The organism is Spirosoma fluviale, from assembly GCF_900230225.1.
Taxonomy (GTDB): Bacteria; Bacteroidota; Bacteroidia; order Cytophagales; family Spirosomataceae; genus Spirosoma; species Spirosoma fluviale.
This window is the reverse complement of the sequence record NZ_OCNH01000003.1, coordinates 1,199,589-1,221,552: the sequence shown is the minus strand read 5'-3', so window position 1 is coordinate 1,221,552 and position 21,964 is coordinate 1,199,589. Positions and strand designations below refer to the sequence as shown.

The 21,964-nt window shown below is 49.8% G+C and carries 23 protein-coding genes and 1 riboswitch; of the genes, 11 read left to right on the top strand and 12 right to left on the bottom strand.

Features of this window, described 5'->3' with window-relative positions; all coding sequences use genetic code 11:
- Positions 1-49: 49 nt before the first annotated feature.
- Together CRO74_RS21085 and aroB are read right to left on the bottom strand one after the other, a co-directional pair.
- Positions 50-583 carry a DUF4136 domain-containing protein gene (locus CRO74_RS21085; protein WP_097128552.1) on the bottom strand — a complete coding sequence of 178 codons (534 nt, stop codon included), beginning with the start codon at positions 581-583 and terminating at the stop codon, positions 50-52.
- 125 nt (positions 584-708) lie between these two features.
- Entirely contained in the window at positions 709-1,746 is a 1,038-nt protein-coding gene (gene aroB / locus CRO74_RS21080; RefSeq protein WP_097128550.1) for a 3-dehydroquinate synthase, read from the bottom strand.
- A gap of 230 nt (positions 1,747-1,976) precedes the next feature.
- On the opposite strand from aroB, the gene CRO74_RS21075 reads away from it, so the two are divergent.
- Positions 1,977-3,221: an MFS transporter gene (locus CRO74_RS21075; RefSeq protein WP_097128548.1), complete on the top strand. Its 1,245-nt coding sequence runs from the start codon at positions 1,977-1,979 to the stop codon at positions 3,219-3,221.
- 110 nt (positions 3,222-3,331) lie between these two features.
- Here the strand turns inward: CRO74_RS21075 and CRO74_RS21070 are convergent, their stop codons facing one another.
- Positions 3,332-3,841: an energy transducer TonB gene (locus tag CRO74_RS21070; protein WP_097128547.1), complete on the bottom strand. Its 510-nt coding sequence runs from the start codon at positions 3,839-3,841 to the stop codon at positions 3,332-3,334.
- 200 nt (positions 3,842-4,041) lie between these two features.
- On the opposite strand from CRO74_RS21070, the gene CRO74_RS21065 reads away from it, so the two are divergent.
- Entirely contained in the window at positions 4,042-4,302 is a 261-nt protein-coding gene (locus CRO74_RS21065) for a hypothetical protein (RefSeq protein WP_179830257.1), read from the top strand.
- Positions 4,303-4,390: 88 nt separating this feature from the next.
- On the opposite strand, the gene CRO74_RS21060 is transcribed toward CRO74_RS21065, so the two are convergent.
- Together CRO74_RS21060 and CRO74_RS21055 are read right to left on the bottom strand one after the other, a co-directional pair.
- Positions 4,391-5,530, bottom strand: coding sequence for a pyridoxal phosphate-dependent aminotransferase (locus CRO74_RS21060; protein ID WP_097128545.1), 1,140 nt, complete (start codon positions 5,528-5,530; stop codon positions 4,391-4,393).
- Between the two features lie 306 nt (positions 5,531-5,836).
- Positions 5,837-6,895 (bottom strand): glycosyltransferase family 9 protein, encoded by a 1,059-nt coding sequence (locus tag CRO74_RS21055; RefSeq protein WP_097128544.1) that lies wholly within the window; start codon positions 6,893-6,895, stop codon positions 5,837-5,839.
- A 28-nt stretch (positions 6,896-6,923) separates the two neighbouring features.
- Between CRO74_RS21055 and CRO74_RS21050 the strand changes: the two genes are divergently transcribed.
- Both CRO74_RS21050 and CRO74_RS21045 read left to right on the top strand, forming a co-directional pair.
- Positions 6,924-8,159 (top strand): M16 family metallopeptidase, encoded by a 1,236-nt coding sequence (locus CRO74_RS21050; protein WP_097128542.1) that lies wholly within the window; start codon positions 6,924-6,926, stop codon positions 8,157-8,159.
- A gap of 106 nt (positions 8,160-8,265) precedes the next feature.
- Positions 8,266-8,592, top strand: a complete 327-nt coding sequence (locus tag CRO74_RS21045) for a nucleotide pyrophosphohydrolase (RefSeq protein ID WP_097128732.1) — start codon at positions 8,266-8,268, stop codon at positions 8,590-8,592.
- A gap of 156 nt (positions 8,593-8,748) precedes the next feature.
- Here CRO74_RS21045 and CRO74_RS21040 read toward each other — a convergent pair whose 3' ends face one another.
- The 3 genes from CRO74_RS21040 to bshA form a co-directional block, all read right to left on the bottom strand.
- Entirely contained in the window at positions 8,749-9,396 is a 648-nt protein-coding gene (locus tag CRO74_RS21040; RefSeq protein ID WP_097128541.1) for a sterol desaturase family protein, read from the bottom strand.
- A 95-nt stretch (positions 9,397-9,491) separates the two neighbouring features.
- A complete protein-coding gene (locus CRO74_RS21035; RefSeq protein ID WP_097128539.1) occupies positions 9,492-10,829 on the bottom strand; it encodes an NAD(P)/FAD-dependent oxidoreductase in 1,338 nt (445 codons plus the stop codon).
- A gap of 127 nt (positions 10,830-10,956) precedes the next feature.
- Positions 10,957-12,096, bottom strand: coding sequence for an N-acetyl-alpha-D-glucosaminyl L-malate synthase BshA (bshA, locus tag CRO74_RS21030; RefSeq protein ID WP_097128538.1), 1,140 nt, complete (start codon positions 12,094-12,096; stop codon positions 10,957-10,959).
- Positions 12,097-12,264: 168 nt separating this feature from the next.
- Between bshA and CRO74_RS21025 the strand changes: the two genes are divergently transcribed.
- On the top strand, positions 12,265-13,140 hold the full coding sequence (locus CRO74_RS21025) for a geranylgeranylglycerol-phosphate geranylgeranyltransferase (protein WP_097128536.1): 876 nt from the start codon (positions 12,265-12,267) through the stop codon (positions 13,138-13,140).
- A gap of 133 nt (positions 13,141-13,273) precedes the next feature.
- Positions 13,274-13,654, top strand: coding sequence for a MerC domain-containing protein (locus tag CRO74_RS21020; RefSeq protein ID WP_097128535.1), 381 nt, complete (start codon positions 13,274-13,276; stop codon positions 13,652-13,654).
- Here the strand turns inward: CRO74_RS21020 and CRO74_RS21015 are convergent.
- The 3 genes from CRO74_RS21015 to CRO74_RS21005 form a co-directional block, all read right to left on the bottom strand.
- Complete coding sequence (locus CRO74_RS21015; protein ID WP_097128533.1) at positions 13,651-14,760, bottom strand: cytochrome-c peroxidase; 1,110 nt, start codon at positions 14,758-14,760, stop codon at positions 13,651-13,653. The two genes, CRO74_RS21020 and CRO74_RS21015, sit on opposite strands and share 4 nt — an antisense overlap.
- Complete coding sequence (locus CRO74_RS21010; RefSeq protein WP_097128531.1) at positions 14,757-15,560, bottom strand: MbnP family protein; 804 nt, start codon at positions 15,558-15,560, stop codon at positions 14,757-14,759. The genes CRO74_RS21015 and CRO74_RS21010 overlap by 4 nt, the downstream gene beginning before the upstream one ends.
- A gap of 172 nt (positions 15,561-15,732) precedes the next feature.
- Positions 15,733-16,578: a sugar phosphate isomerase/epimerase family protein gene (locus CRO74_RS21005; RefSeq protein ID WP_097128530.1), complete on the bottom strand. Its 846-nt coding sequence runs from the start codon at positions 16,576-16,578 to the stop codon at positions 15,733-15,735.
- A gap of 373 nt (positions 16,579-16,951) precedes the next feature.
- On the opposite strand from CRO74_RS21005, the gene CRO74_RS21000 reads away from it, so the two are divergent.
- The 3 genes from CRO74_RS21000 to CRO74_RS20990 all read left to right on the top strand — a co-directional run bounded on the left by CRO74_RS21000 (position 16,952) and on the right by CRO74_RS20990 (position 18,782).
- Positions 16,952-17,128, top strand: a complete 177-nt coding sequence (locus tag CRO74_RS21000; RefSeq protein WP_097128528.1) for a DUF1059 domain-containing protein — start codon at positions 16,952-16,954, stop codon at positions 17,126-17,128.
- A 111-nt stretch (positions 17,129-17,239) separates the two neighbouring features.
- Complete coding sequence (locus CRO74_RS20995; RefSeq protein ID WP_097128730.1) at positions 17,240-18,097, top strand: AraC family transcriptional regulator; 858 nt, start codon at positions 17,240-17,242, stop codon at positions 18,095-18,097.
- Positions 18,098-18,164: 67 nt separating this feature from the next.
- A complete protein-coding gene (locus CRO74_RS20990; protein ID WP_097128527.1) occupies positions 18,165-18,782 on the top strand; it encodes a hypothetical protein in 618 nt (205 codons plus the stop codon).
- Positions 18,783-18,827: 45 nt separating this feature from the next.
- On the opposite strand, the gene CRO74_RS20985 is transcribed toward CRO74_RS20990, so the two are convergent.
- Entirely contained in the window at positions 18,828-20,126 is a 1,299-nt protein-coding gene (locus CRO74_RS20985) for an alpha/beta hydrolase family protein (protein WP_097128525.1), read from the bottom strand.
- 111 nt (positions 20,127-20,237) lie between these two features.
- Positions 20,238-20,339: riboswitch (TPP riboswitch) on the top strand.
- 46 nt (positions 20,340-20,385) lie between these two features.
- Here CRO74_RS20985 and thiM point away from each other — a divergent pair.
- Together thiM and thiE are read left to right on the top strand one after the other, a co-directional pair.
- Entirely contained in the window at positions 20,386-21,192 is an 807-nt protein-coding gene (gene thiM, locus CRO74_RS20980) for a hydroxyethylthiazole kinase (RefSeq protein ID WP_097128524.1), read from the top strand.
- Positions 21,189-21,812: a thiamine phosphate synthase gene (thiE, locus tag CRO74_RS20975; RefSeq protein WP_097128522.1), complete on the top strand. Its 624-nt coding sequence runs from the start codon at positions 21,189-21,191 to the stop codon at positions 21,810-21,812. Before thiM ends, thiE begins: the two co-directional genes overlap by 4 nt.
- Positions 21,813-21,964: the final 152 nt, after the last annotated feature.

Sequence of the window (21,964 nt, the reverse complement as noted above, 5' to 3'; positions counted from 1 at the left end):
GTTGCTGACGCGTCCATCGCGGGTTCCCACCCGCCTTACTTTTTAGTCTCTATCTGGCAGTAGCCATGAGGGGGTACTGGTCGAAAATTGACCGTACTATCCCTTTGAAATAGTTGTTCTTGAAGTTCTGATTGCGCATCATTTTGGAGGCATAGCCCTTCCAGATAACCTGATAGGATTCGGCGTCGATGAGCGAAATCATCAGCGTACCTTCGTCCAGGTTATAATCAATTCGTTTGTAGGTAGCGTCGTCATCTTCCCGAACTACCCAGTCTTTGATGACCGGCTGTTGATAGCCCCGGAAACGCAGGTCGGAACGGAATATATTATACGAGATCAGCAGATTCGGGCTTCGGTTGCTTACGCGATAGCCACGAGCTTCCATCTGATGCCGGATAGCGTCCTGAATGTCGGAGCAAAGTAAAGTTGAGTCGACAAATTCGCATTCCAGAAAATTGAATGATTCGTAGTTTTTGAAATGGCCCTCGTAGCTATAGTCATGCTCAACAAATAACCTACTTGGCGAACAACCCACAACAGCAATGACGGCCAGTGTAAATAAGATTCCGATGCACTTTTTCATACTAAAGCTTGTAAAGAGTTTTCAATAGATAACTTGTTTTTAATAGAAAGTAGTGATAACTAAGGGTCGAACTCAAATATAATCGTAATTGTTTGGCAAACAATAGACTAGGGCCTAATTATCCTTTATTTATTTAGGCCTCGGTAGAACTCTATTGCTCTGCGCATTTCGGCGTTTGACACCAGAATATCGAAGGCGCAACTTCCGGCTCCATCCAGCAACGACATCCGTACTTCACGACCCCGATTTTTTTTATCCTGCAAGGTCAGGGCCAGAATTGGCTCGGTATCGTCATCCGATAATCGCACATTACCGTATACGGCAAATATGTATTCTTCGATTTGTGTGAGCAGGGATTCGTCGATCATTTTTTTCTGATAGGCAATATAAGCTTCAGCAATCATCCCTACCGCAATGGCCTCGCCATGCAGGAGCCGCTTCCGGGGCTGCGTCAGGAAATAGGTTTCCACCGCATGGCCAAGCGTATGACCAAAGTTCAAAATCTTCCGCAGGCCCTTTTCCGTAGGGTCCTGTTCAACGACGCGTTGTTTTACCACTACAGAATGTGCCACCAGCGCCGACCAGTTCTGCTCGTCGAGGTCGCGCCGGCGAATTTCGTCCCACATGGCGGCATCGGCAATGAGGCAATGTTTAATAACTTCGGCAAAGCCGGATCGCAGTTCACGTTCGGGCAGTGTAGCCAGAAATGTAGGGTCAATCAATACCGCGTTGGGTTGCTGAAACACCCCTATGTGATTTTTGAAGCCCCGGAAATCAATACCGAGTTTACCACCCACACTGGCGTCTACCTGCGAAAGTAAGGTAGTAGGCACTTGAGCGAAGGCAATACCGCGTTTGTAAGTAGCCGCGCAAAAACCACCCATATCGCCGATAACGCCCCCACCAAGGTTGAGCACCAGTGCGTGACGGTCGAAATTAGCCCGCGTGAGCGCATCCCAAATCATTTCGCAGGTGGCAATATGTTTCTGTTCCTCCCCCGATTTGATCCGGACGAGTGTGTGCTTAGGCAGGAGTGCTTTCAGTTCAGGATAACAAAACCGGAATGTATGGTTATCAGCAATAACGGCAATGGCTGAAAAATCATAAGAGTCCAGGAAAGCAGGCAGGCTTTCGGCAAGTGAGGCAATGGTTACGGTCGACATACCGTAAAAGTACGGCAGTCATCGGTTGGTATAAAGGCATAATACCAAGATTTTTTTTAAACAGGATTACTAGATCAACAACATTTATACAGAACATACAGTATCCACTTGGTAATTCTTCCAGAATTTGATTGTGTCTTATCTCTGATCTTCAAATACATCTGTTGTTTTTTCGTCCACCAAACTTATCTTTACCCTACTCCTTTTCCGTTTTGCTTCATCGACACTTTATGAAGGTTCGTTACCGCGTGCTGGCGGGCTTATTCCTGCTCTCAACCATTACTTACCTCGACCGCGTTTGCATGAACGTTGTCAGTAAATACGTCAAGTCAGACCTCAATCTTGATAACCAGCAGTTTGGCTGGATTCTGGGCGCTTTCTCTCTGGCCTATGCCTTGTTTGAAATACCAACCGGCTCGCTCGGCGACCGAATTGGACCCCGACGGGTTTTAACGCGGGTGGTTCTGTGGTGGTCGGGTTTTACCATGCTAACCGGAACCGCCTTTAGTTTTCTTTATCTGCTGGTGGTTCGGTTTTTGTTTGGCGCGGGCGAGGCCGGGGCTTACCCCAACTCATCCATCGTTATTGCGCGCTGGTTTCCGGCAGTTGAAGTGGGCCGGGCTCAATCGGTTATCTGGGCTGCCGGACGACTGGGCGGTGCGCTAACGCCCCTGTTAGTTATTCCGCTGGTACACTGGGCTGGCTGGCGGTGGGCGTTTGTTCTGTTAGGAATCCTTGGTGTGCTGTGGGCCTTAGGCTGGTACCTCTCCTTCCGCGACGAACCAGCCGCCCAGCCGGGCATCAGCCTGGAGGAAGTGCGGGAAATTGAACGGGGACGGAAAATCAAGTCTTCAGATCACCTGATTCCCTGGAAAACCATCATCAGTAACCCCGACCTGTGGGCGCTGATGCTCATGTGCCATTTGTTCTTTTACGGGTCTTATTTTTTCACCAACTGGTCGTCAGTTTATTTTCAGGAAGGGCGCGGCATGACCGAAGACCAGACTAAAAACTTCATTTCGCTCTCTTACTTTCTGGGCGCAATCGGCTGTCTGGTAGGCGGCATTCTAAGCGATGCCTTAACGAAACGGTACGGGCTCAAAATTGGTCGCCGGGCCGTTGGCGTTGGTGGTCTGGGTTTATCGAGTTTATTTTTCCTGCTGGCGGGCCTGACTACCGACAACCAACTAGCGGGTTATTTTCTGGCAACCTGCGTCCTGATGAAGGATCTGGCATTACCGGTTGCGTTTGCCGTTTGTGTAGACATTGGCCAGCGGAATGCGGGCTCGGTGACGGGAGCCATGAATTTTGCGGGGCAATTGGGCGGCTTTTTCATTACCATCCTCTTCGGCATCATCGTCGAGAACACCCATAATTTCAACTATCCGCTATTCATGATTGCCGGGTGCTTGCTGGTAAGTGCCTTACTCTGGCTACGCATTGACCCCACAAAGCCCGTGACGATAAAACAATAAAAATGAGCGAGATCTGATAGTTTTTATAGTATAATTATACTAATAAGAGTTTTAATTATATTTATTTAATTAACACAATTGCACTTATACAACAAGTTGTACTTGCATACCTATTGGTTTGTAGTTATAACATGGCCTAGGCTTTGAGGCTTAACTTTGTCTCTCTGTTCGGGAATTCTTCCTCCTATTATCTCGACCTCATTTAGTAAAATCCGATCCGTAAGGTATAGCCTAGAGAGCTTACCTGAAGGGCTTACTGGCTTAGCATGATTCGTATGATCAATGAATGCAAACGTTATCGGAAGAGCATAGTTGCCTTCATATTTTGGCTGTAAAGGGGGTAACAATTTTAGTTTTTTGAGTACCTCTTCCTCAAATCCATATCCAACTTTACTGGGGTTTAAAATACTAACTTGCTGAATATGCCCTTTTTTGTCGATGTGGAAGCCTGCATAAATTTTGGCATAGACACCTTCTCGTTCAGCATTGATTGGGTACTGGATACGCCGTCGTAAAACGGTCGAAAAGACGGGGTCCTCACTGAGTGAATGATTTGGCACCTGAGCTATGGCTAGCTGACCCATGAATACTAAGTAACAAATACCTATATATTTTTTCATTGGACATTTTTGCGTTTAAGCCATAAGCATATAAAGACCTGATTATTACTTTACTCCCTTTACATAAAGTTAGTTATGCAACTTTTCGGGTGATACTGTGTACTCAGTACAGCCCGGCAGGGTATACGCCTTGCATTAACAAAATTACCGTAAATAACTTCACTATTGCCCTGGAAGTTACAGGCGCAGATCAGTTAACGATGCGAACTGATTACTGGCGTAATGGCTTACGATCGACGATCACTAAAGAGGTGGCGGTAAAACTCACCAATTCAGACTACCAGTTTTCCCATCTTAAAACCAATGCTTCTTCTGCTTACAAAGGACGTGTTGGCCGCTTCACCGGGTTCTTCTACGAGCGTGTAGAAGGTGGTGTATTGATACCCCTTGCCGGTTCTTCTGGTAACCCCACCCCATCCTCTCCACAAGAGGTTGTTATTGTCGCCCAGTCAGCGAAATGAGTTAAACCTGTCAAAAAAATAAGTGGTGACATTGTATGTCACCACTTAAAGAAGGAAATAAATAGTCAGCCTATTGCTTTGACTTATTTCAGGAAATCATTTTTAAGCCATCGGCAAAGGCCTGCATTTGCGGCATGGTGCCCAGGCTAACGCGGCACCAGTACTGGCCGTCGAACTTCCACTGACGAATGCTCACACCCTGGTCCATCATTCGGGCTACGAAATCTTCGCCCTTCATCCGGATGGGGAACATCACGAAGTTAGCGCCCGAGGGCAGCGGCTCGTAATTAGTTTGCTTCAGCACTTTGTACAGAAAATCTTTCGACTCCTGCGTTTTGCCCAGCGAGAACTTCACGAAATCCTTGTCCTGCAAACTAACGATAGCGGCTCGCAAGGTGGTCATGCTCATGGAGCTGCCGCCGGTGGCAAACTTGGCGATCTGCTCCAGCAACTCCGGCTTGGCAATCATATAGCCCGCCCGCAAACCGGCAAAACCATGCACTTTCGAGAAGGTCTTGGTAACAATGACGTTGCTGCCCTTCTTCACCATGTCGACCATCGTATAGGCTTTTGGGTCCGGCGTGTAATCAATATATGCCTCATCCACCAGAATAGGCGTTTTTGCCCCTACCGCTTCGCAGAAAGCACGGAGTTTGGCCGGGTCAACGGTTATGGCAGTTGGGTTGTTGGGGTTGCAGAGATAAACCATGCCCGTCTGGCTGCCAACGCGCTCGTTGAGCTTGTTCAGGTTAATGTCATAGCCATCGGCGGCTACAAGCGGTACACGGTCCATTGTAACGCCATGCTTGATGACCGAGCGAGGGAGTGCATCGAACGTTGGGTCGGGGGCAACGATTGTCCGGCCCGCATTGGGACGGTAAGCCGACCAGAGTGCCGCAGCCGTCAGTAACTCGCCGGAACCCGCGCCCAGCAGTACATACTCTTCGGGAACGCCTTCGGTATCGGCTATTAGTTTTCGAAACTGCTTGGCGTATTCCATCGCGTACAGGTAGCCATCGGGTGCTGCTTCTGTGATGGTCTTCAGGGCTTTGGGCGAAGGACCATACGGGTTCTCGTTGGCCGACAACCGGGCTTTTATACCCACTTTCGGCACTTTGTACCCTTTGGGCATCTCGGGCTCCGGTTCACAGAATGCCGCTGGAGCAGCAGCCAGGCTTAGGCCAGATAACATACTGGCCCGTAGCCAGTCACGACGATTGATGGACATAACAAGGGGTTGGTCTTACCGTATCGATAGATGAGTTAAGAATAGATTATTGACTTGTCAATGGCTCACAAAACCGGGTAAGTGAGTCGAAATCAACTGACGTTTGCCTACAACCAGCACTGACAGATCAAATATATATTATTGCGGGTCTACTGTCAACTATTATTCTGCAATAAATGATTTTGTATTCTATATAATTCCAATAAACCAATATTATCCAAATAAAATATAAATACAAAGATGCATTTGTAGCTAGCCGGGGCTGTTAGCTTCAGAAATCCTGACTAAGAGTGAAGATCCGTTCGATCAGATGATAGAATCAGGCTGGTCGGATTTCTGCCTGCTTAGATTCGCCAATTCGTCAAGTCGAATACCCCAGGCACACGCAAAATGCCCCAGCGGGCAGCGCAGACGACCGTGTAAACTACAGGGTTTACAATCCAGTTGCTCGGGCGTTTGCACCACGCGAGACACATCGGCCAACGGGCCAAAGCCAAATTCGGGTACCGTGGAGCAAAAAATGGCGGTTGTCGGTGCGTTCATGGCTGAGCACAAATGCAGCGGGGCCGAGTCGTTCACATAATTCATAACCGCATTCTGTTGCAGAGCCGCCGATTGCAGCAAACTGAGTTTTCCCGCCAGACTAACCACGTTCCTGCCCGGTTCGGTTTTAGCCCGGATGGCCTCGCAGGCCGACGCATCGGTGGGGGCACCCAATAAATAGACGGTTGTCGTTTCGGGAAGTAATTGAATCAGTTCGATCCACCGCTCAACCGGATATTGCTTGGTAAACCAGACCGACATGGGAGCAATGCAGATGTACGGATGATGCTGGTAGGGCTTTACAGCCTGATAATCGGCCTGAGAAGGATACAGCTTGGGTCGGCGCACAAACCCGCCCCTTACGCCTAACGCCCGCAACAGGCCCGCATTTCGGTCTACTTCGTGTACTCCCGGCTCAAAGCGGTGCTCAACCTGATGCGTATAGAAACGCGCCAGCGGATTTTTATCGAACCCAATGGTCATCTCGGCATTTGACAGAACAGTGAGCATACCCGTTGTGGCATAGCGTTGTAAATTGAACACAGCCGTATACTGATGGCCGCGGATGACGTCCAGTAACTGCCATAGGTTTCTATATTTGGCAAACGGCCCTCCGGTTCCCTTTTTATCCCAGATCAGTACTTCGTTCAGAAAGGGATGATTGGCCAGCAAACCCTCATTACCTTTGCGAACCAATAGATCCAACACCGCCGTGGGGTAGGCCTCGTGCAGTTGTTCGAGCATGGCTGTAGCCAGAATTACATCACCGATGAAAGCGGTTTGGATAATCAGGAACCGGGGCGGATTGGTAGCGGTTATCATTAGTACGCTCAATGCGTAAAAGCTAAGAATGGAAGATTACGAAGTATACACGTTGCCCAACGGAATTCGGATTGCGCATAAGCAGATGCCACATACCCAGATTGCCCACTGTGGTATTATGCTCGACATCGGCAGCCGCGACGAACAACCACAACAGCAGGGACTGGCCCACTTCTGGGAGCATATGGCCTTCAAAGGTACGGAGAAACGAAAATCCTACCACATCATAACACGTTTAGAAAACATTGGGGGCGAATTAAACGCCTATACAACAAAAGAAAAGGTATGTTTTCATGCCTCGGTTCTCGATGCCCATTTTGAGAAAGCAACCGAACTTCTCGCCGACATTACGTTTCATTCGATTTTCCCCGAGAAACAAATCGAGCGCGAACGGGGCGTCATTCTCGAAGAAATGGCAATGTATTACGATTCGCCCGAAGATGCTATTCAGGATGATTTCGATGAACTGGTTTTTCCGAATCACGCCCTCGGCGGCAACATTCTCGGCACTACCGAAACCGTTGGTTCGTTCCGGCGCGAAGACCTACAGCAGTTCATCGCTCAGAATTACGATACCAGCCGGATTGTGTTTGCGTCGGTCAGCAAGTTACCGTTTAAACAGGTTGTAAAAGTAGCCGAAAAATACTTTCGTGAGGTACCGGCCCAGCACTCGGCACGCCAGCGGAAGAAGCCTACGGATTATGTACCCCGTCAGACACGTGTCGAAAGACCCATTACTCAGGCGCAATGCGCCATAGGCCGACCCGCCTACGGCCTGACCGACCCCCGGCGACTCCCGTTTTTTATGCTCGTCAACCTCCTGGGCGGTCCGGGTATGAACTCCCGGCTCAACCTGAACCTGCGCGAAAAATACGGGCTCGTTTACTCCATCGACGCCAGTTACACGCCCTATCTGGACACCGGTTTTCTGGGTATTTACTTCGGCACCGACCCCAAAAAAGTGGACAAAGCCCAATCGCTGATCGGCAAAGAGTTGAAACGACTGCGCGAACAACCGCTCACAACCCTGCAACTGCACCAAACGAAAGAGCAGCTTATTGGGCAGCTGGCTATGGCTGAAGAAAGCAACAACAGCTTTATGCTCATGATGGCCAAAAGTCTGCTCGATATCGACCGTGTCGAAGCCCTGAACGATATTTTCAACGATATTAAATCCGTAACCGCCGGGCAGTTGCAATCACTGGCGCAGGAGGTCTTCGACGAAAGCCAGTTCAGTTCGCTCACGTTTGTACCGGAGAAATGATGCTTTTGCCATGCTGACGAAGGAAGCATCTTCGGTAGGCTACTCATAGATAGCTAAAAACGTTTGCTGGTCCGAAGATGCTTCCTTCGTCAGCATGACAAAAACCATGACGATAAAAGACGCCCAGATTACCGTTGACGACTGGATTAAAACTGTTGGGGTTCGCTATTTCAACGAACTGACCAACATGGCCCAGCTCACCGAAGAAGTTGGCGAAGTAGCCCGAATCATAGCCCGTCGATACGGCGAGCAATCCGAAAAAGAGTCCGATAAGAACAAAGACCTCGGCGATGAACTTGCCGACGTGTTATGGGTGCTGATCTGCCTGGCCAACCAAACCGGCGTTGACCTGACCGAAGCCTTTCAGAAAAATCTCGACAAGAAGAACAGCAGAGATGCAACGAGGCATCTGGATAACGAGAAGTTAAAGTAGCGCCACGTACCCACGGGCTTCAGCCCGTGTTTTGTTCTAAATAATAAACACTTATTGGTTAAAGGAAAACACGGGCTGAAGCCCGTGGGTACGTGGGTACATAAAAAATCCCCTGAAGCCGAGCTTCAGGGGATTTTTGTTGAGATATTTTTCAACTTATTTCTGGAACGAACCAAATACATAATCCCAGAATGGCGACGATACGCCGTAGTTGCTCTCTGGATTCTTATAGTGGTGTACGCTGTGGTTTATCCACAAAACCTTAAAGAAGTTCTTCGGGGGTGCATAGGCGTGAACGATAAAGTGTACCGCCAGATAACCGGAATAACCAACCAGAAAACCAGGGAAGAAGGCATAAGCCGCTTCGCCCATCAGCAGAAAGAACAGGCCGAAGAAACCACCGGCTACAAAGATTGCCAGCGCAGGAGGCATTGCCAGACGGGTCTTGTCTTTCGGATATTCGTGGTGAATACCATGAAAGGTGTACTGAATCTTGGCCCGCTGGGGAGTTGACGGGGTGAGGTGATAAAGATACCGGTGCAGAACGTATTCAAACAGGGAGAACACAAGCAATCCAGTGAAAAACAGGGTCGCAATCATGCTGGTACCCATGTCTGTATAAGTAAACGCGTACCACCCTAAAAATGCCGACAAAATAAGCCACATCGAGATCGGGACCATAATGTGCGTCCGCGAAAGGGCTTCAAGAATTGGATTGTCGAATAGCTTTTTACTACCGCTATTTTTAGGCCGGGTTTTTCCATGACCGGCCATGGTTTGCAGCTTTTCAGTAGTTGATTCCATAGAGAAAGAACATTAACAAAGAGTAATACTGGCACAAAAATAAAACGAAATCGATTTTGTTGGGTACGATAGTAAACCAATTTTACTATCGTAATTTATGTTTTACTAACCTCTAGCTGATCAGATAGTTTCTCCTGCATGGCAGCCATATTGCCTTTGGGAAGCTTCTGGCGAATAATAAGTCGGAGTGAATTATTATACGTCAGGTAATTAAACATCCAGTTCAGAAAGATGGCCAGTCGGTTTTTTACGCCAACAATCGACATCAGATGGACAAATAACCACGTTATCCACGCAAAGAATCCCTGAAACTTCAAAAAAGGCAAGTCGACTACCGCTAAGCCCCGCCCAATGGTCGCCATGGTGCCCAGATCACGATACGTAAACTCAACGGGTGGCTCGCTCTTAGCCCAGCGAATCATATTTTTTGCGAGGTGCTTACCTTGCTGAATGGCGGGCTGAGCAATTTGCGGGTGACCGTTGGGCCATTTCTCTTCCGTCATCAGCGCAACATCCCCAATAGCAAAAACATTCGTAAACCCCTGAACCTGGTTATAGCGGTTTACGAGAATGCGACCACCACGGCCCAGCACTTCCGGCGGTAGACCTGCCAATGGATTAGCCTTTACACCAGCCGCCCAGATCAGGTTGTTTGTCCGCAGCGTAGTGCCGTCGTTCATGGTTACCACACGCCCGTCGAAATCCTTGACCCGTGTATTGAGCCGAACGTTTACGCCCAGCTTCTGCAAATAATCGAGCGAATGCTGCTGCGACTGTACGGACATTGGACCCAGCAACTCCCCTCCCGACTCGATGAGATATATATCCATCATCTTGAAATCCAGCTCTGGGTAGTCACTTGGCAGTACCGTTTTACGCATCTCTGCCAGTGTTCCACACAGCTCAACGCCCGTTGGTCCACCGCCTACCACCACCACGTCCATTAGTCCTTCCCGCTCATCGAGGGTTTCCACACTGAGTGCATCTTCAAAGTTTTGCAGCATCCGGTTCCGCAAGGCAATGGCTTCGGCTACCGACTTCATGGGCAGGGCTTTTTCAATAATATTCTGCTGGTTGAAGAAGTTGGTGTCGGCACCGGTGGCCATCACAAGATAATCATACGTAACGGGTCCCAGTTCTGTATCCACGGCTTTATCAGCCGGACGAACGCCCGTAACATTGGTCACCCGGATATGAACGTTCTTACAATCGCCAAACACAGCCCGTAGCGGGAACAAAATAGAGTTGGCTTCCAAACCAGCGGTAGCCACCTGGTAATAAAGCGGCTGAAACTCGTGGTAGTTCTGCCGGTTCAGTAACACCACCTGAAACTCTTTCCGGCGCGACAGGTAGCGGGCCAGTTTCAGGCCACCAAAACCAGCACCAACAATAACAATACGCTTGCGATCGGTTTGCGGTATGTTTGGATTCATTCAGATGTATAATTTACTCCGGGGCATTGACCGTCGGCCGTAGAGCGCGATTTACTTTATGGTCAGATACCTTCATCGGGAGGGCCGACAGAAAAACTGATTAACAGACACCGATGTTTAAATAAGTTCAGGAAACCAGCGGCTGTGTAGCCTGTAATACCCGTTCATAATGAGCTTCATAAAGAGGCAAAATACGCGACAACTCGAATTCTTTAGCCCGTGCCAGTGCGTTCTCCTTAAAGGTGGGCAGGTTGGCATCATCCAATACATAGAGTGCGTTTTTGACCATATCGGCTACGTCGCCAACCGGACTCAGAAAGCCGGTAACACCCTGAATATTCAATTCGGGCAAACCACCGGCGTTTGAGGTTATCAGGGGAACTTCGCAGGCGAGAGCTTCCAGCGCAGCCAGGCCAAAGCTCTCATTTTCAGAGGGCATCACGAACAGATCGGCTACCGATAGTACTTCTTCCACCGCATCCAGTTTTCCCAGAAACCGCACCTGATCATATATGCCGAGGTCGCGTACCAGCCGCTCAATACGAGCCCGTTCGGGACCATCGCCCACGAGCAGGAGCTTCGCAGGTGTTTGCTGCTGAATGTGGTAAAACATCATCACGGCATCGTCAATGCGCTTTACCCGCCGAAAATTGGACGTGTGTACAATCAGCTTTTCGCCGTTGGGGCAGATCGCCTTTTTGAAGTGTTCTTTTTGCTGACGCTTGAACCGGCTCAGGTCGATGAAGTTGGGAATAACTTCAATTTCGCGGTGAACATTAAAGTGTTTGTAGGTATCCTCCCGCAAATTCTCCGACACCGACGTTACCCCATCCGACTCATTGATGCTGAACGTAACAACCGGCTCATAAGACGCGTCTTTTCCCACCAGCGTAATATCCGTACCATGCAGGGTTGTTACCACAGGCACATTTCGTCCCTGCGAGCGCAGGATCATTTTGGCCATGTACGCAGCCGATGCGTGCGGAATGGCGTAGTGAACGTGCAGCAGATCAACGTCTTCGTTTAAAACAACGTTAACCATCGCACTCGCCAGCGCCGACTCATAGGGCGCGTACTGGAACAGCGGGTACGATGGTATATTTACTTCGTGGTAAAAAACGTTTTCGTTAAAAAAATCGAGCCGGGGTGGTTGCTGATAGGTAATGAAATGAATCTGGTGGCCATTTTTGGCCAACCCTTTGCCAAGTTCAGTGGCGACAACACCACTGCCACCAAAGGTTGGGTAGCACACAATGCCAATTTTCATGCGTGAGAGAACGAGTTTGTCTCTCAACAACAAACACGAGTAAAAAGAATCCCTAAACGATGAAAGACGATGTTAAGGACTAGTTTTTATTACCATTTCCCCATCTCTACCTAATTGAGTACCTTTCTTCCTGCGTTCAAAATTCCTATTTTTGATAAAAATTCAGTTATGGTGGCTCGCCAGTCCATTCCTCTCTCAGCGTTTACGTCCGGTTTTCTGCGCCTTATTCGGGTGCAGAATTTACTGATTGTTGTATTGACGCAATTTCTGGCGCGCGTGTTTCTGGTTGGCCCTAAAACGGAGGCTCTCAAGTGCCTGACCGACCCTACGCTGTGGCTTCTTTCATTGTCGACCGTCTGTATTGCAGCCGCCGGATACATCATCAATGATTACTTCGACATAAAGATTGACCTGATCAACAAACCGGAGCGGGTGGTAATCGGGCGATACCTGAAACGGCGGGTGGCTATGGGCGTACACCAGATGCTTAACGTAGTAGGCTGCCTGATCGGTTTGTATTTGAGTAAATGGGTTTTCGTAGCCGATGTTCTGTCCGTATCTCTTTTGTGGTTTTACTCGGCCCAGTTCAAGCGTCAGCCAGCCATTGGCAACCTGGTCATTTCGCTTTTGACGGCCCTCTCCCTCATTATTCTGGCTGTTTATTACCGGCAAAACACGGGTATGATTCTTATCTATGCCCTGTTCTCCTTTGGTATTTCCTTTATTCGGGAGATCATAAAAGACATGCAGGACGTTCGGGGCGATGCTCGTTTCGGTTGCCGAACGTTGCCAATCATCTGGGGACTTCGCCGAACAAAATACCTGCTGTATGCTTTGATCGGGGTTTTCCTGTTGAGCCTCTTCATCATTGCCAACTCCCTAAACAACATACGCCTTACCTTTATTTTTAGTCTTCTATTACTCCCAATAGCCTGGCTGACCTACCGGCTCATCATAGCCGACACCCGGCGCGATTTCGGCTACCTTAGCAACCTCTGCAAACTAATTATGCTCATGGGCGTCATTAGTATGATCTGGGCGTAAAGATGTATGATGTATTGCTGGCGCAAGCTTATATCCTACATCTTACATCTTACCTCTTTTCGCAACTTTGTTGCAAAAAAGTGAGTTAAGGAGAGGTACGTTTGCCTAAAGCATCGTATTTTTGTGCGTGCTCATGAAAACAGATAGTATCTCCCGCAAAGCTGATTACATCGGTATAACCGGTTCCGTCCTGTGCATCATCCACTGCATGGTTACGCCCGTGTTATTATTGACGAGTTCCGTTTTCCAGAACTCAACGCTCCGTGTTGGTTATCTGAGCCTTGATTATGTGTTCATTGTCGTTAACATTGTAGCCGTTTATTTTGCTACCCGTCACTATGCTCCCCTGGCTATCAAACGAAGCCTGTGGGGGTTTCTGCTCTTATTTTCCGTTGCCCTGCTTCTGGAAGACGTCGACCCTATTTTTGAATACATTGCTTACACAGCATCAGCCGGCCTGGTCATTACACATCTGCTCAATATCCGCCAGCATCGGGTGAGCCATACTCACTAATTGGCGCTGAGTGCCCGGTTGTTGATAAACGTGTCGTCCGTCAGGGTTTTCAGGAAGGCAATGACCTGCTTCTTTTCGGTAGTTGTTAGAGCAATACCGAGTTGCCCGCTGGCTTTCAGGGCGGGGTCGAGGGTAGGGCTGTCTTTTACACCACTGCTGTAATGATTGAGTACCTGATCCAGCGTAGCAAACCGGCCGTCGTGCATATAAGGAAATGTCTTCTCGACGTTTCGAAGACTAGGCACTCTAAATTTCAAGCGGTCGGCTTCGTTCAGCGTAATGGTGTACCGGCCCTGATCATTGATCGTTCCTGCGGGAAGGCCATTGTTGCGGTAACTACGATCGGTAAACAGATCGGTCGCATGGCAGGTCGTGCATTTCTGCTGAAAAATCGTTAATCCGGCCAGTTCATCGGGGTTCAATTCGCCCCCGGACTCTTTCCGAACGTATTTGTCATAGCGCGAATCGGCCGATACCATCGTCAGGAGAAACTGCGAAATTGCTTTCAGGAAACGGGCGGTCGTGACAGTGTCGGAGCCAAAAGCCGCTCTGAAAAGCGCCGGATAGCGGGGACTCTTTTGCACCCGGCCCAAGGCTTCCGAAAATTTCAGGTCCATCTCAACTGGATTTTGGATGGGTGATATGGGCAATTCGTCGAGGTTTGTTACGCCCCCATCCCAGAAGAACTCCCGCCCCCAGGCCAGATTTTCGAGCCCAGGTACATTACGCGTACCAAACTTACCGTCAATACCATGACTGAGTGGATGATCGGAATGGCCAAACCCAGCAAACTGCTGGTGACAAAATCCGCAGCTGATCGTCGTATCGCGGGATAAGAGCGGGTCATAAAATAACGTCTTGCCCAACGCTACCCCCTCAACAGTGAGTGGATTTTTGCTCAAATCATAGACAACATCCGGGAAGTTAGCCGGTTTCCGGAGCGTCACTGGCGTTGTCTGGTATTGAATGCCTCCTCCCCCCGGTGCAGGCGGCTCGGGCGTTGGATCGACATTTTTACCGGATTGACAGGCAACCGCCAATGCGAACAGGAATACACTGGCCAATAGCCCGGCACGTGTTGTCGATATCGTCTTCAGTAGCCTCATTGATTCGCCAGAATGCGGTCGTAACTAAACATCTTTGCGTAATTATCGGCAATACTCGTTGAGTACGTATCAAACATGACCGACGAATTCTGAGCGATACTCAACCGGGTTGGGCCGTTAAAAATAGACAGCGCATCGACTTTGAGTTGCACAGTAGGCGCAGAAGTCGACTGCACGCTGGCCATGTCGCTTTTAAACGGGATGGTGATTGTGCGTAGATTATTGATGGTTTTCTTGCCATTATAGCCCCCGCCAAATCCGCCGATATGAAAGAAGAAGGTATTGTTCTGGGCGGCAGGGGCTACAGCCGACTGGCCTTCGAGTTTCAGAAAAATATAGCCGGAGTTCCACTCCCAGTACATACCATCGTTCAGGCCCGGATCGAGCACGCCCGTCCGCTTACTGATGTCGGCTAGACTCCGTAAGCTATCCACCCCAACGACGAACGTAATGCCCGTATAATTTCCCGTGGGGATGTTCGACAGACTGATTGTTTGGGAGGCTGGCTTTTCTTCCTGAACCAAAAAATAGCTACTGTCCTGGGGCACGACGAATTCACTCCCGTCCTCCTTCCGAAGCCGGATATTGCTTACGAAATAGTTGAATTTCGTCACCGTAAACGACTCTCCGGCGGCATTCTGATAAGTACCATTCCCTAGCTTAAGGTCTGATGTTCCCACGATGTTATCGAAAGCAATCCGCATTCGACCTGTTGGGGCTACGTCTGTTTCGTGACAGGAAACGACGGCAAAACCCAATAGCAGAGTACCCAGTAAACTAGCAGTAATTGTCCATTTCATAGCGTAGGCATAGCAAGCTGTACATTCAACAACAGACAGGTACGCTGATTTTTAACGAAATCATTCTCAAAATCATACAGAATCCGAGATTAAATATACGCTCACGCAAACAAAAAAGGCCAGAAGTCGCCTACAACAGACGACTTCTGGCCTTTTCTATGACTTCGTTCGTTTATAAGCTCTTCAGGTACTTCAGGCTCTGGGGTACCTGTTGTTCAGCGGCTTTGCTTTCGTCTTCAATATAGAGATGCGCAATGGACGACTTGTTCACAGCTTTGATAACAGCGGGCCAGTCGATTTGTCCAGTGCCTAAAACCACCGATTGCTCATTTGACATGCTTCCCTTGTCGCTTTTCGCCACCCCTTTTTCTACATCCTTGAGGTGAATAAGCCGGAACCGTTTTGGGTATTTCATCAACAAGGCAGCCGGATCCTGGCCGGGTAGATACGTCCAGGTAACGTCCATTTCGTAGCCAACATATTCGGGGTTGGTTTTGGCAACCAAGTAGTCGAACAGCGTTCCATTTTCGTAGGGTTGGAACTCAAAGCCGTGGTTATGGTAGCAGAACATAATCCCCTGATCATGGGCCTGTTTTCCGAAACGGTTGAACACCTCCGCAGCCTGCTGCATCATTTCCAGAGTGGCTGCCGTTTTGTGGGGTATTGACCCGATACGAACGTATTTAACGCCCAACGCTTTGGCATTTTGCAGGATTGAATCCGGTTTGTTGGCAATGGCGTCATAGCTTACACCGTAACTGCTACAGGTCAGCCCGCGCTGGTCGAGGAGGGCGCGCAATTCAGGAGCCGTTTTACCAAACAGGCTGGAAAATTCAATATCGGTTATACCCCAGGCTTTCACTTTATCCAGGGTACCGGGAACGTCTTTCGAAAAACTCTCGCGCAGTGTGTACGACACCATACCCGGTGTTTTCTTCACTAGTTTACCAAAGGATTGCGCCTGGCTGGTCAGGCTGCCTACCAGCATTAGAATTAAAAACGGGATTGTGCGTTTCATGTAGCTAAAAACAAAGAATGTAAAATCAGGTGACTAGAACGTGTCACTCCCCTATTTGGTACATCAACTTGAATTGATAACTCACTTATAAGGAACGCAGCTGAACGTTTCTACTTTACAGGTTGCTTTTAGCCTTCGTTGAAAAATCGTGTGCTAATGCGGTACCAAATAGAAATTAGAACAAAAGTTAGCGGCTTTGTCTGGGCCGAGCTCCGGCTTGGCCTTAGTTTTGAATTCGCTGACGGCCAAGCCAAGCCAAAGATTGAATTGGAAGTCCCTTAAGGTGTTAACCATTCGCTCAATAGTTGAAAGTCCGCATTCTCGAACAAGGTAACTTACTGATTAATAACCACTCCTAAAACTTACTTGCTTTATGAAAACGCTACACTGTAGAGATGCCGGTTTTGATTGCGAGGCCGTCGTGCGGGCCGATACGGATGAGGAAGTACTGGCACAAGCCGCCCAACACGCCCAACAGGTTCATGGGGTCACCGTAACCCCGGAGTTAGCTGCTGGCCTGAAAGGCCTTATTCACGACGAAGTGGCATAAAACCAGACGTAATCAGTTTCGTTACGAATCAAATCCTGGTTAACCTTGCACTACATGGCATCTGGCAGGCAGTTTGTACTACCAGATGCCAGTACATTCCCAGAAACACGTATGGTTTTCTTTCGTGAGTACGTTCCCCATCCAGCGTTGACGTCATTTGTGCGGCATTATTATATTATTCACGTCCAGCTTGACCCAAGAATCCCACAGGAGCAGTTACCCATAAAACCCTATCCACCCACTACGGAGCAGTGCCTGTATTTTTACCCATTCGATTTACCGATCAGCACGAAAACGGGCAATACAGCTCCTGAAGGTGCAACCCCAGGCATTGTGGTAGGGCAGCCACTGACCCGAATGAATATCACCATTAATCCAAATTACCTGATGCTGAAAGTCAGTTTTCAGCCGGGGAGTCTGTTTCGGTTACTGGGCATTCCCATGAACCTGGTAGTCGATGGCCACGCCGATCTGGAAGCTGTTACCGGTAAAGCGGTGCGGGAAGTGCATGAACAACTACCGGAAGCCACCGACTATGCGGCTATGATTCGGCTGGTTGAAGAGTTCCTGCTACGAAAAGCGGCTCAGTGCCGCCAGGCGATATTACCCATCGACATCGTTGCCCGGCAGATGCTCCAGCCAGCGGGGTATCACCGGCTTGATCAGCTGGCGCACGATGCCTGTTTGAGCACCCGTCAGTTTGAGCGTAAATTTCGCGAGCGGCTGGGCGTCAGCCCCAAGTTATTCACCCGAATTGCCCGATTCCGGGAGGCTTACAAACTTCGCGAAACAGACCCGGCCCGCTCTTGGCTCGACATTGCTTACGACTGTCATTATTATGACCCGAATCACTTGGTCAAAGACTTTCAGCAGTTTGCGGGTACCACCCCCAGCCAGTTGTTTGACGAAGAGTTGGCGCATCAGGATTTCTTCAGGCGATATTCACCGCACCGAAACTCGCGTTTGTGAGGTTGTCGTTTTTTTACTATGCTCTCCATTTGTGCTTTGCTCAATTTTGCTCATCAATCGCACAAGTATGGACCATTCAAGCACACACCTCCGCCGAGCAGCATTCGCTTATTTATTGGCTGGCATAGGCCTTTTGGCCTTTGGGTTTCAGTTTTGGTTTTTGGGTGCCATCGAAACAGAAGCGAAAGGCCGTTTGCTGGCGCCATTCATTTTCCTTTCCGATGACGCCTTCGTTCCAACCGAACAGGGAGGCTGGATCGGGCTTGTTTCAAAAGTGGGCATGTTTGTGGGTGCTTTTTCGCTCTGGAAAACAGGTGAACCCACCGGCTTCGGCAAAAAACGATCCTTATTATTCATCCCTATGGCCGGAGCCGCTGCTTATATACTGGGTCAATGGATGCCCCTACCTTTTGCCCCAATGGGCGCTTTCCTAAGTGGCATTGGTATGTTAGTGGTTGGCTTTGCCAGTTTGAAAGCCAACATCTGGACGGGCTGGAAACGCTATGTACCTCTGTTGGTGGGTAGTTTCCCCTTTGTTTTTATGTTTCCGATCCTCATTATTTCGGGTGCAAGACCGGCTCAGTTAATCGGTCTCTGGGGATTTGCCTGGTTGTTACTCGCCTGGACGGCCTGGCAACGGGCGCAGGAAGTTATGCACCAGAATACGATGGTTAAACAGGCATAGCCGTTGCCAGATACTAACATGTTCTGACAACGGGTACCTATTTTCTTACGGCTTGGCATGACGCATTTCCATACCGACCGACATGCGGGGTTTAAAGCCCGTCCACGGTCCGGCGGCATCGGTTTCGGGCAGGTTCAGGTACTTGGCGTAGTCCATTTTTTTGAGGTGAATACCCAGAAAGGCCGTAACAAAGTGCTGGTTGATGTTATTGAGTCGGCGCTCGTTCCAGGCGGGTTCGGCGTAGTGCATATACTCATCGGGAGATACGCCGGGGATCAGCGAAGCCGGTGGTGGATTGGGAGCTACATTGTGCCGGGCGTTCAGGTAGGTAAGCATGTAACGGTCGGCATTAACAGCTCCGTCGTAAATGGCTTTTATCCCTTTCTCGTAACCCGATATATCGTCTTTACTACCGGCCACAAACAGTGTTGGCAAGGTGAGACCCGCCAGCCCTTTGGCATCCCACATACCTCGTTCCATGCCCCAGGGTGCAAAAGCCACAACGGCTTTAATCCGAGGATCGAGTGACGCTTTGTAGGCTGGCGAATCCATTGAGCGGACTTCGAGGGCCGTACTACCCTGCGCCAATTGCCCAAACGTCTTAACAGCCTGCGGACTGAACCCCGCCCCGGTGGCATTCAGTGCGCCATAGCCCCCCATCGAATAACCAATCAGGGCCGTGTTGTCGGCGTTGAGCAATCCAGACAGGAACGATTTACTGCCTTTGGCACTCAGTCGGGCCATTTCGTTCAGCACGAACAGGTCGTCAAAGGCCCGGTTCAGCAAGGTGCTGGGAAATCCGGCCGCATCGCGGTATGTAGATTCCATATGGTCGATTGCCACGACCACGTATCCTTTAGATGCCAGGTTTTCGGTCAAGTAGGTCATCAACAGCCGGGACCCAAGATACCCGTGCGACACGATGACCAGCGGATAGGCTCCACTGGTGATGTCGGGTTCGGCATCGCGGCTGGCGCGGCCGGTAAATGTAAACGGAACCAGCGGGCGATTAGGGTTATTGGCGATGCCGAAAACGGATTCATACGTTACCACAGCTGGCTTGTCGGCAGGAAGACGTGCAGGATACCAGACCTCCAGAGTAAGGGAGCGGTCGTATAACGGATGCTTGCCATCTTTCTGGTGCAGCACATCGACCTGATCTTTGTGGACCACGGTGAGGGTTCGTACGCCAACACCGTAAGTCCCGCGAACTGACAACTCGGGAGAATTAGGCAGTAGGTCGCCATTAACAAAGGTATTGTCGGGCGTTTGGGCGATGATTGGGCAGACGACTCCCAGCGTAAAGAGCAGGAGAAACAGGTAACGAATAGTCGTTGATTTCACAGAATAGTAGGAGTAGGAATGTTGGCTGTAAAGCTATCGTAAACTTTCTTAAGTCAGCAGACAGCCATGTATTTTTTACAATTTCGTAATTCATTATCCCCTACCTTTGCCCGACAACTTTAGGGGTGTCAGTGCCAAACCGGACTGACTGAGAGGATACCCTCATTACCTGATGCAGCTTGTACTGCCGTAGGGAAAAGTTACCGAGACGCTCTCCGCTCTCCTAAAGTTGCTGTTTACTGAATCTTTTGACAGCAACATGACCCAATCTGCTCAATCTATCTGGACCGACATCGAGCGTATTCGCGCTCAGGCACCGCTTATCCACAATATTACCAATTTCGTGGTGATGAACAACACCGCCAACGCCTTGCTGGCGCTGGGAGCCTCGCCCGCGATGGTCCATGCACCCGAAGAAGTAGAAGATTTCGTATCCATTTCATCGGCGCTGGTGGTGAACATCGGCACGCTCGATGCGACGTTTGTGGCGGGTATGCGGTTGGCTATGCGTCAGGCGAAGGCGCTGGGCAAACCCATCGTTTTCGACCCGGTTGGCGTTGGAGCAACCAATTTCCGAAATCAGGTAAGTGAAGAACTGCTGGCGCTGGCTGCACCGGATGTCATTCGGGGAAACGCGTCCGAGATCATGGCGCTGGCCGGTCTAAACGCCCAAACCAAAGGTGTCGACAGTCTGTACGGTTCCGAAGCCGCCGTCGACGCAGCCCGGCGATTGAGTGCCCTAACAGGCGGTGTAGTAGTGATCAGTGGCGCAACGGATTACATCATTCAGGGCGAGAAAACGTCCATTATCAGTAACGGGCATCCGCTCATGACCAAAGTAACGGGCATGGGCTGCACCGCTACGGCCCTCACGGGTGCCTTTGCGGCCGTCAATTCGGATTACTTTCAGGCTGCCACGCACGCAATGGCCGTCATGGGCATTGCCGGTGAGCTGGCCGTTGAGAAGAAACCGGCTCCCGGTAGCCTGCAACTCAACTTCCTCGACGCCCTCTACGAACTGACCGAAGCCGCAATTGCGGATCGACTTCAACTGACATACGCATGAACGGACTCTATTTAGTGACCGATAGCGGCATTGCGCAGCAGGCGGGTCACACCTTGCCTTTCGTGGTCGAAGAAGCCTGCCGGGCGGGTGTTCGCTGGGTGCAATTGCGCGAGAAAGAACTGTCAACCCGCGCCTTTCTGGAACTGGGTGTTGCACTCAAACGCATTACGCAAGCTTACGGGGCAAAGCTCATTATCAATGACCGGGTCGACATTGCCCTGGCCGTTGATGCCGATGGCGTTCACGTTGGGCAGGACGATATGCCGTATCAACTCGTGCGGTCGCTTATCGGACCGGACAAGATCATTGGTTTGTCGATCAACAACATAACCGAACTGGAAGCGGCTCAGGGTGCCGATCTGGACTACCTCGGCATCGCCACCATTTTTCCGACGGGCACGAAACAGGATACGTCCAGTCTGTTGGGGTTGGCCGGATTGCGTGCCATCTGCCAGCAAACCAGCCTGCCCACCTTTGCTATTGGCGGCATCAATGCAGCGACTATCCAATCTGTTCTACAGGCCGGTGCTTCGGGAGCGGCTGTTGTGTCGGCCATTTGCGGACAATCATCCCCGTATGAAGCAGGTCGGGAGTTGATCCAGTTGGGTGCGTTGGGGTAGGATAATGTGAAGTCGGTTTCTTAAAACCGACTTGTGAGGTTTCTCAAAACCTAACAAGTCGATTAAAGCGTCTGACACCATAGCGGGTATATTCATTCGGTTTTGAGAAACCTCACAAGTCAGGTTTAATAACCTGACTTCACACTGTAAGA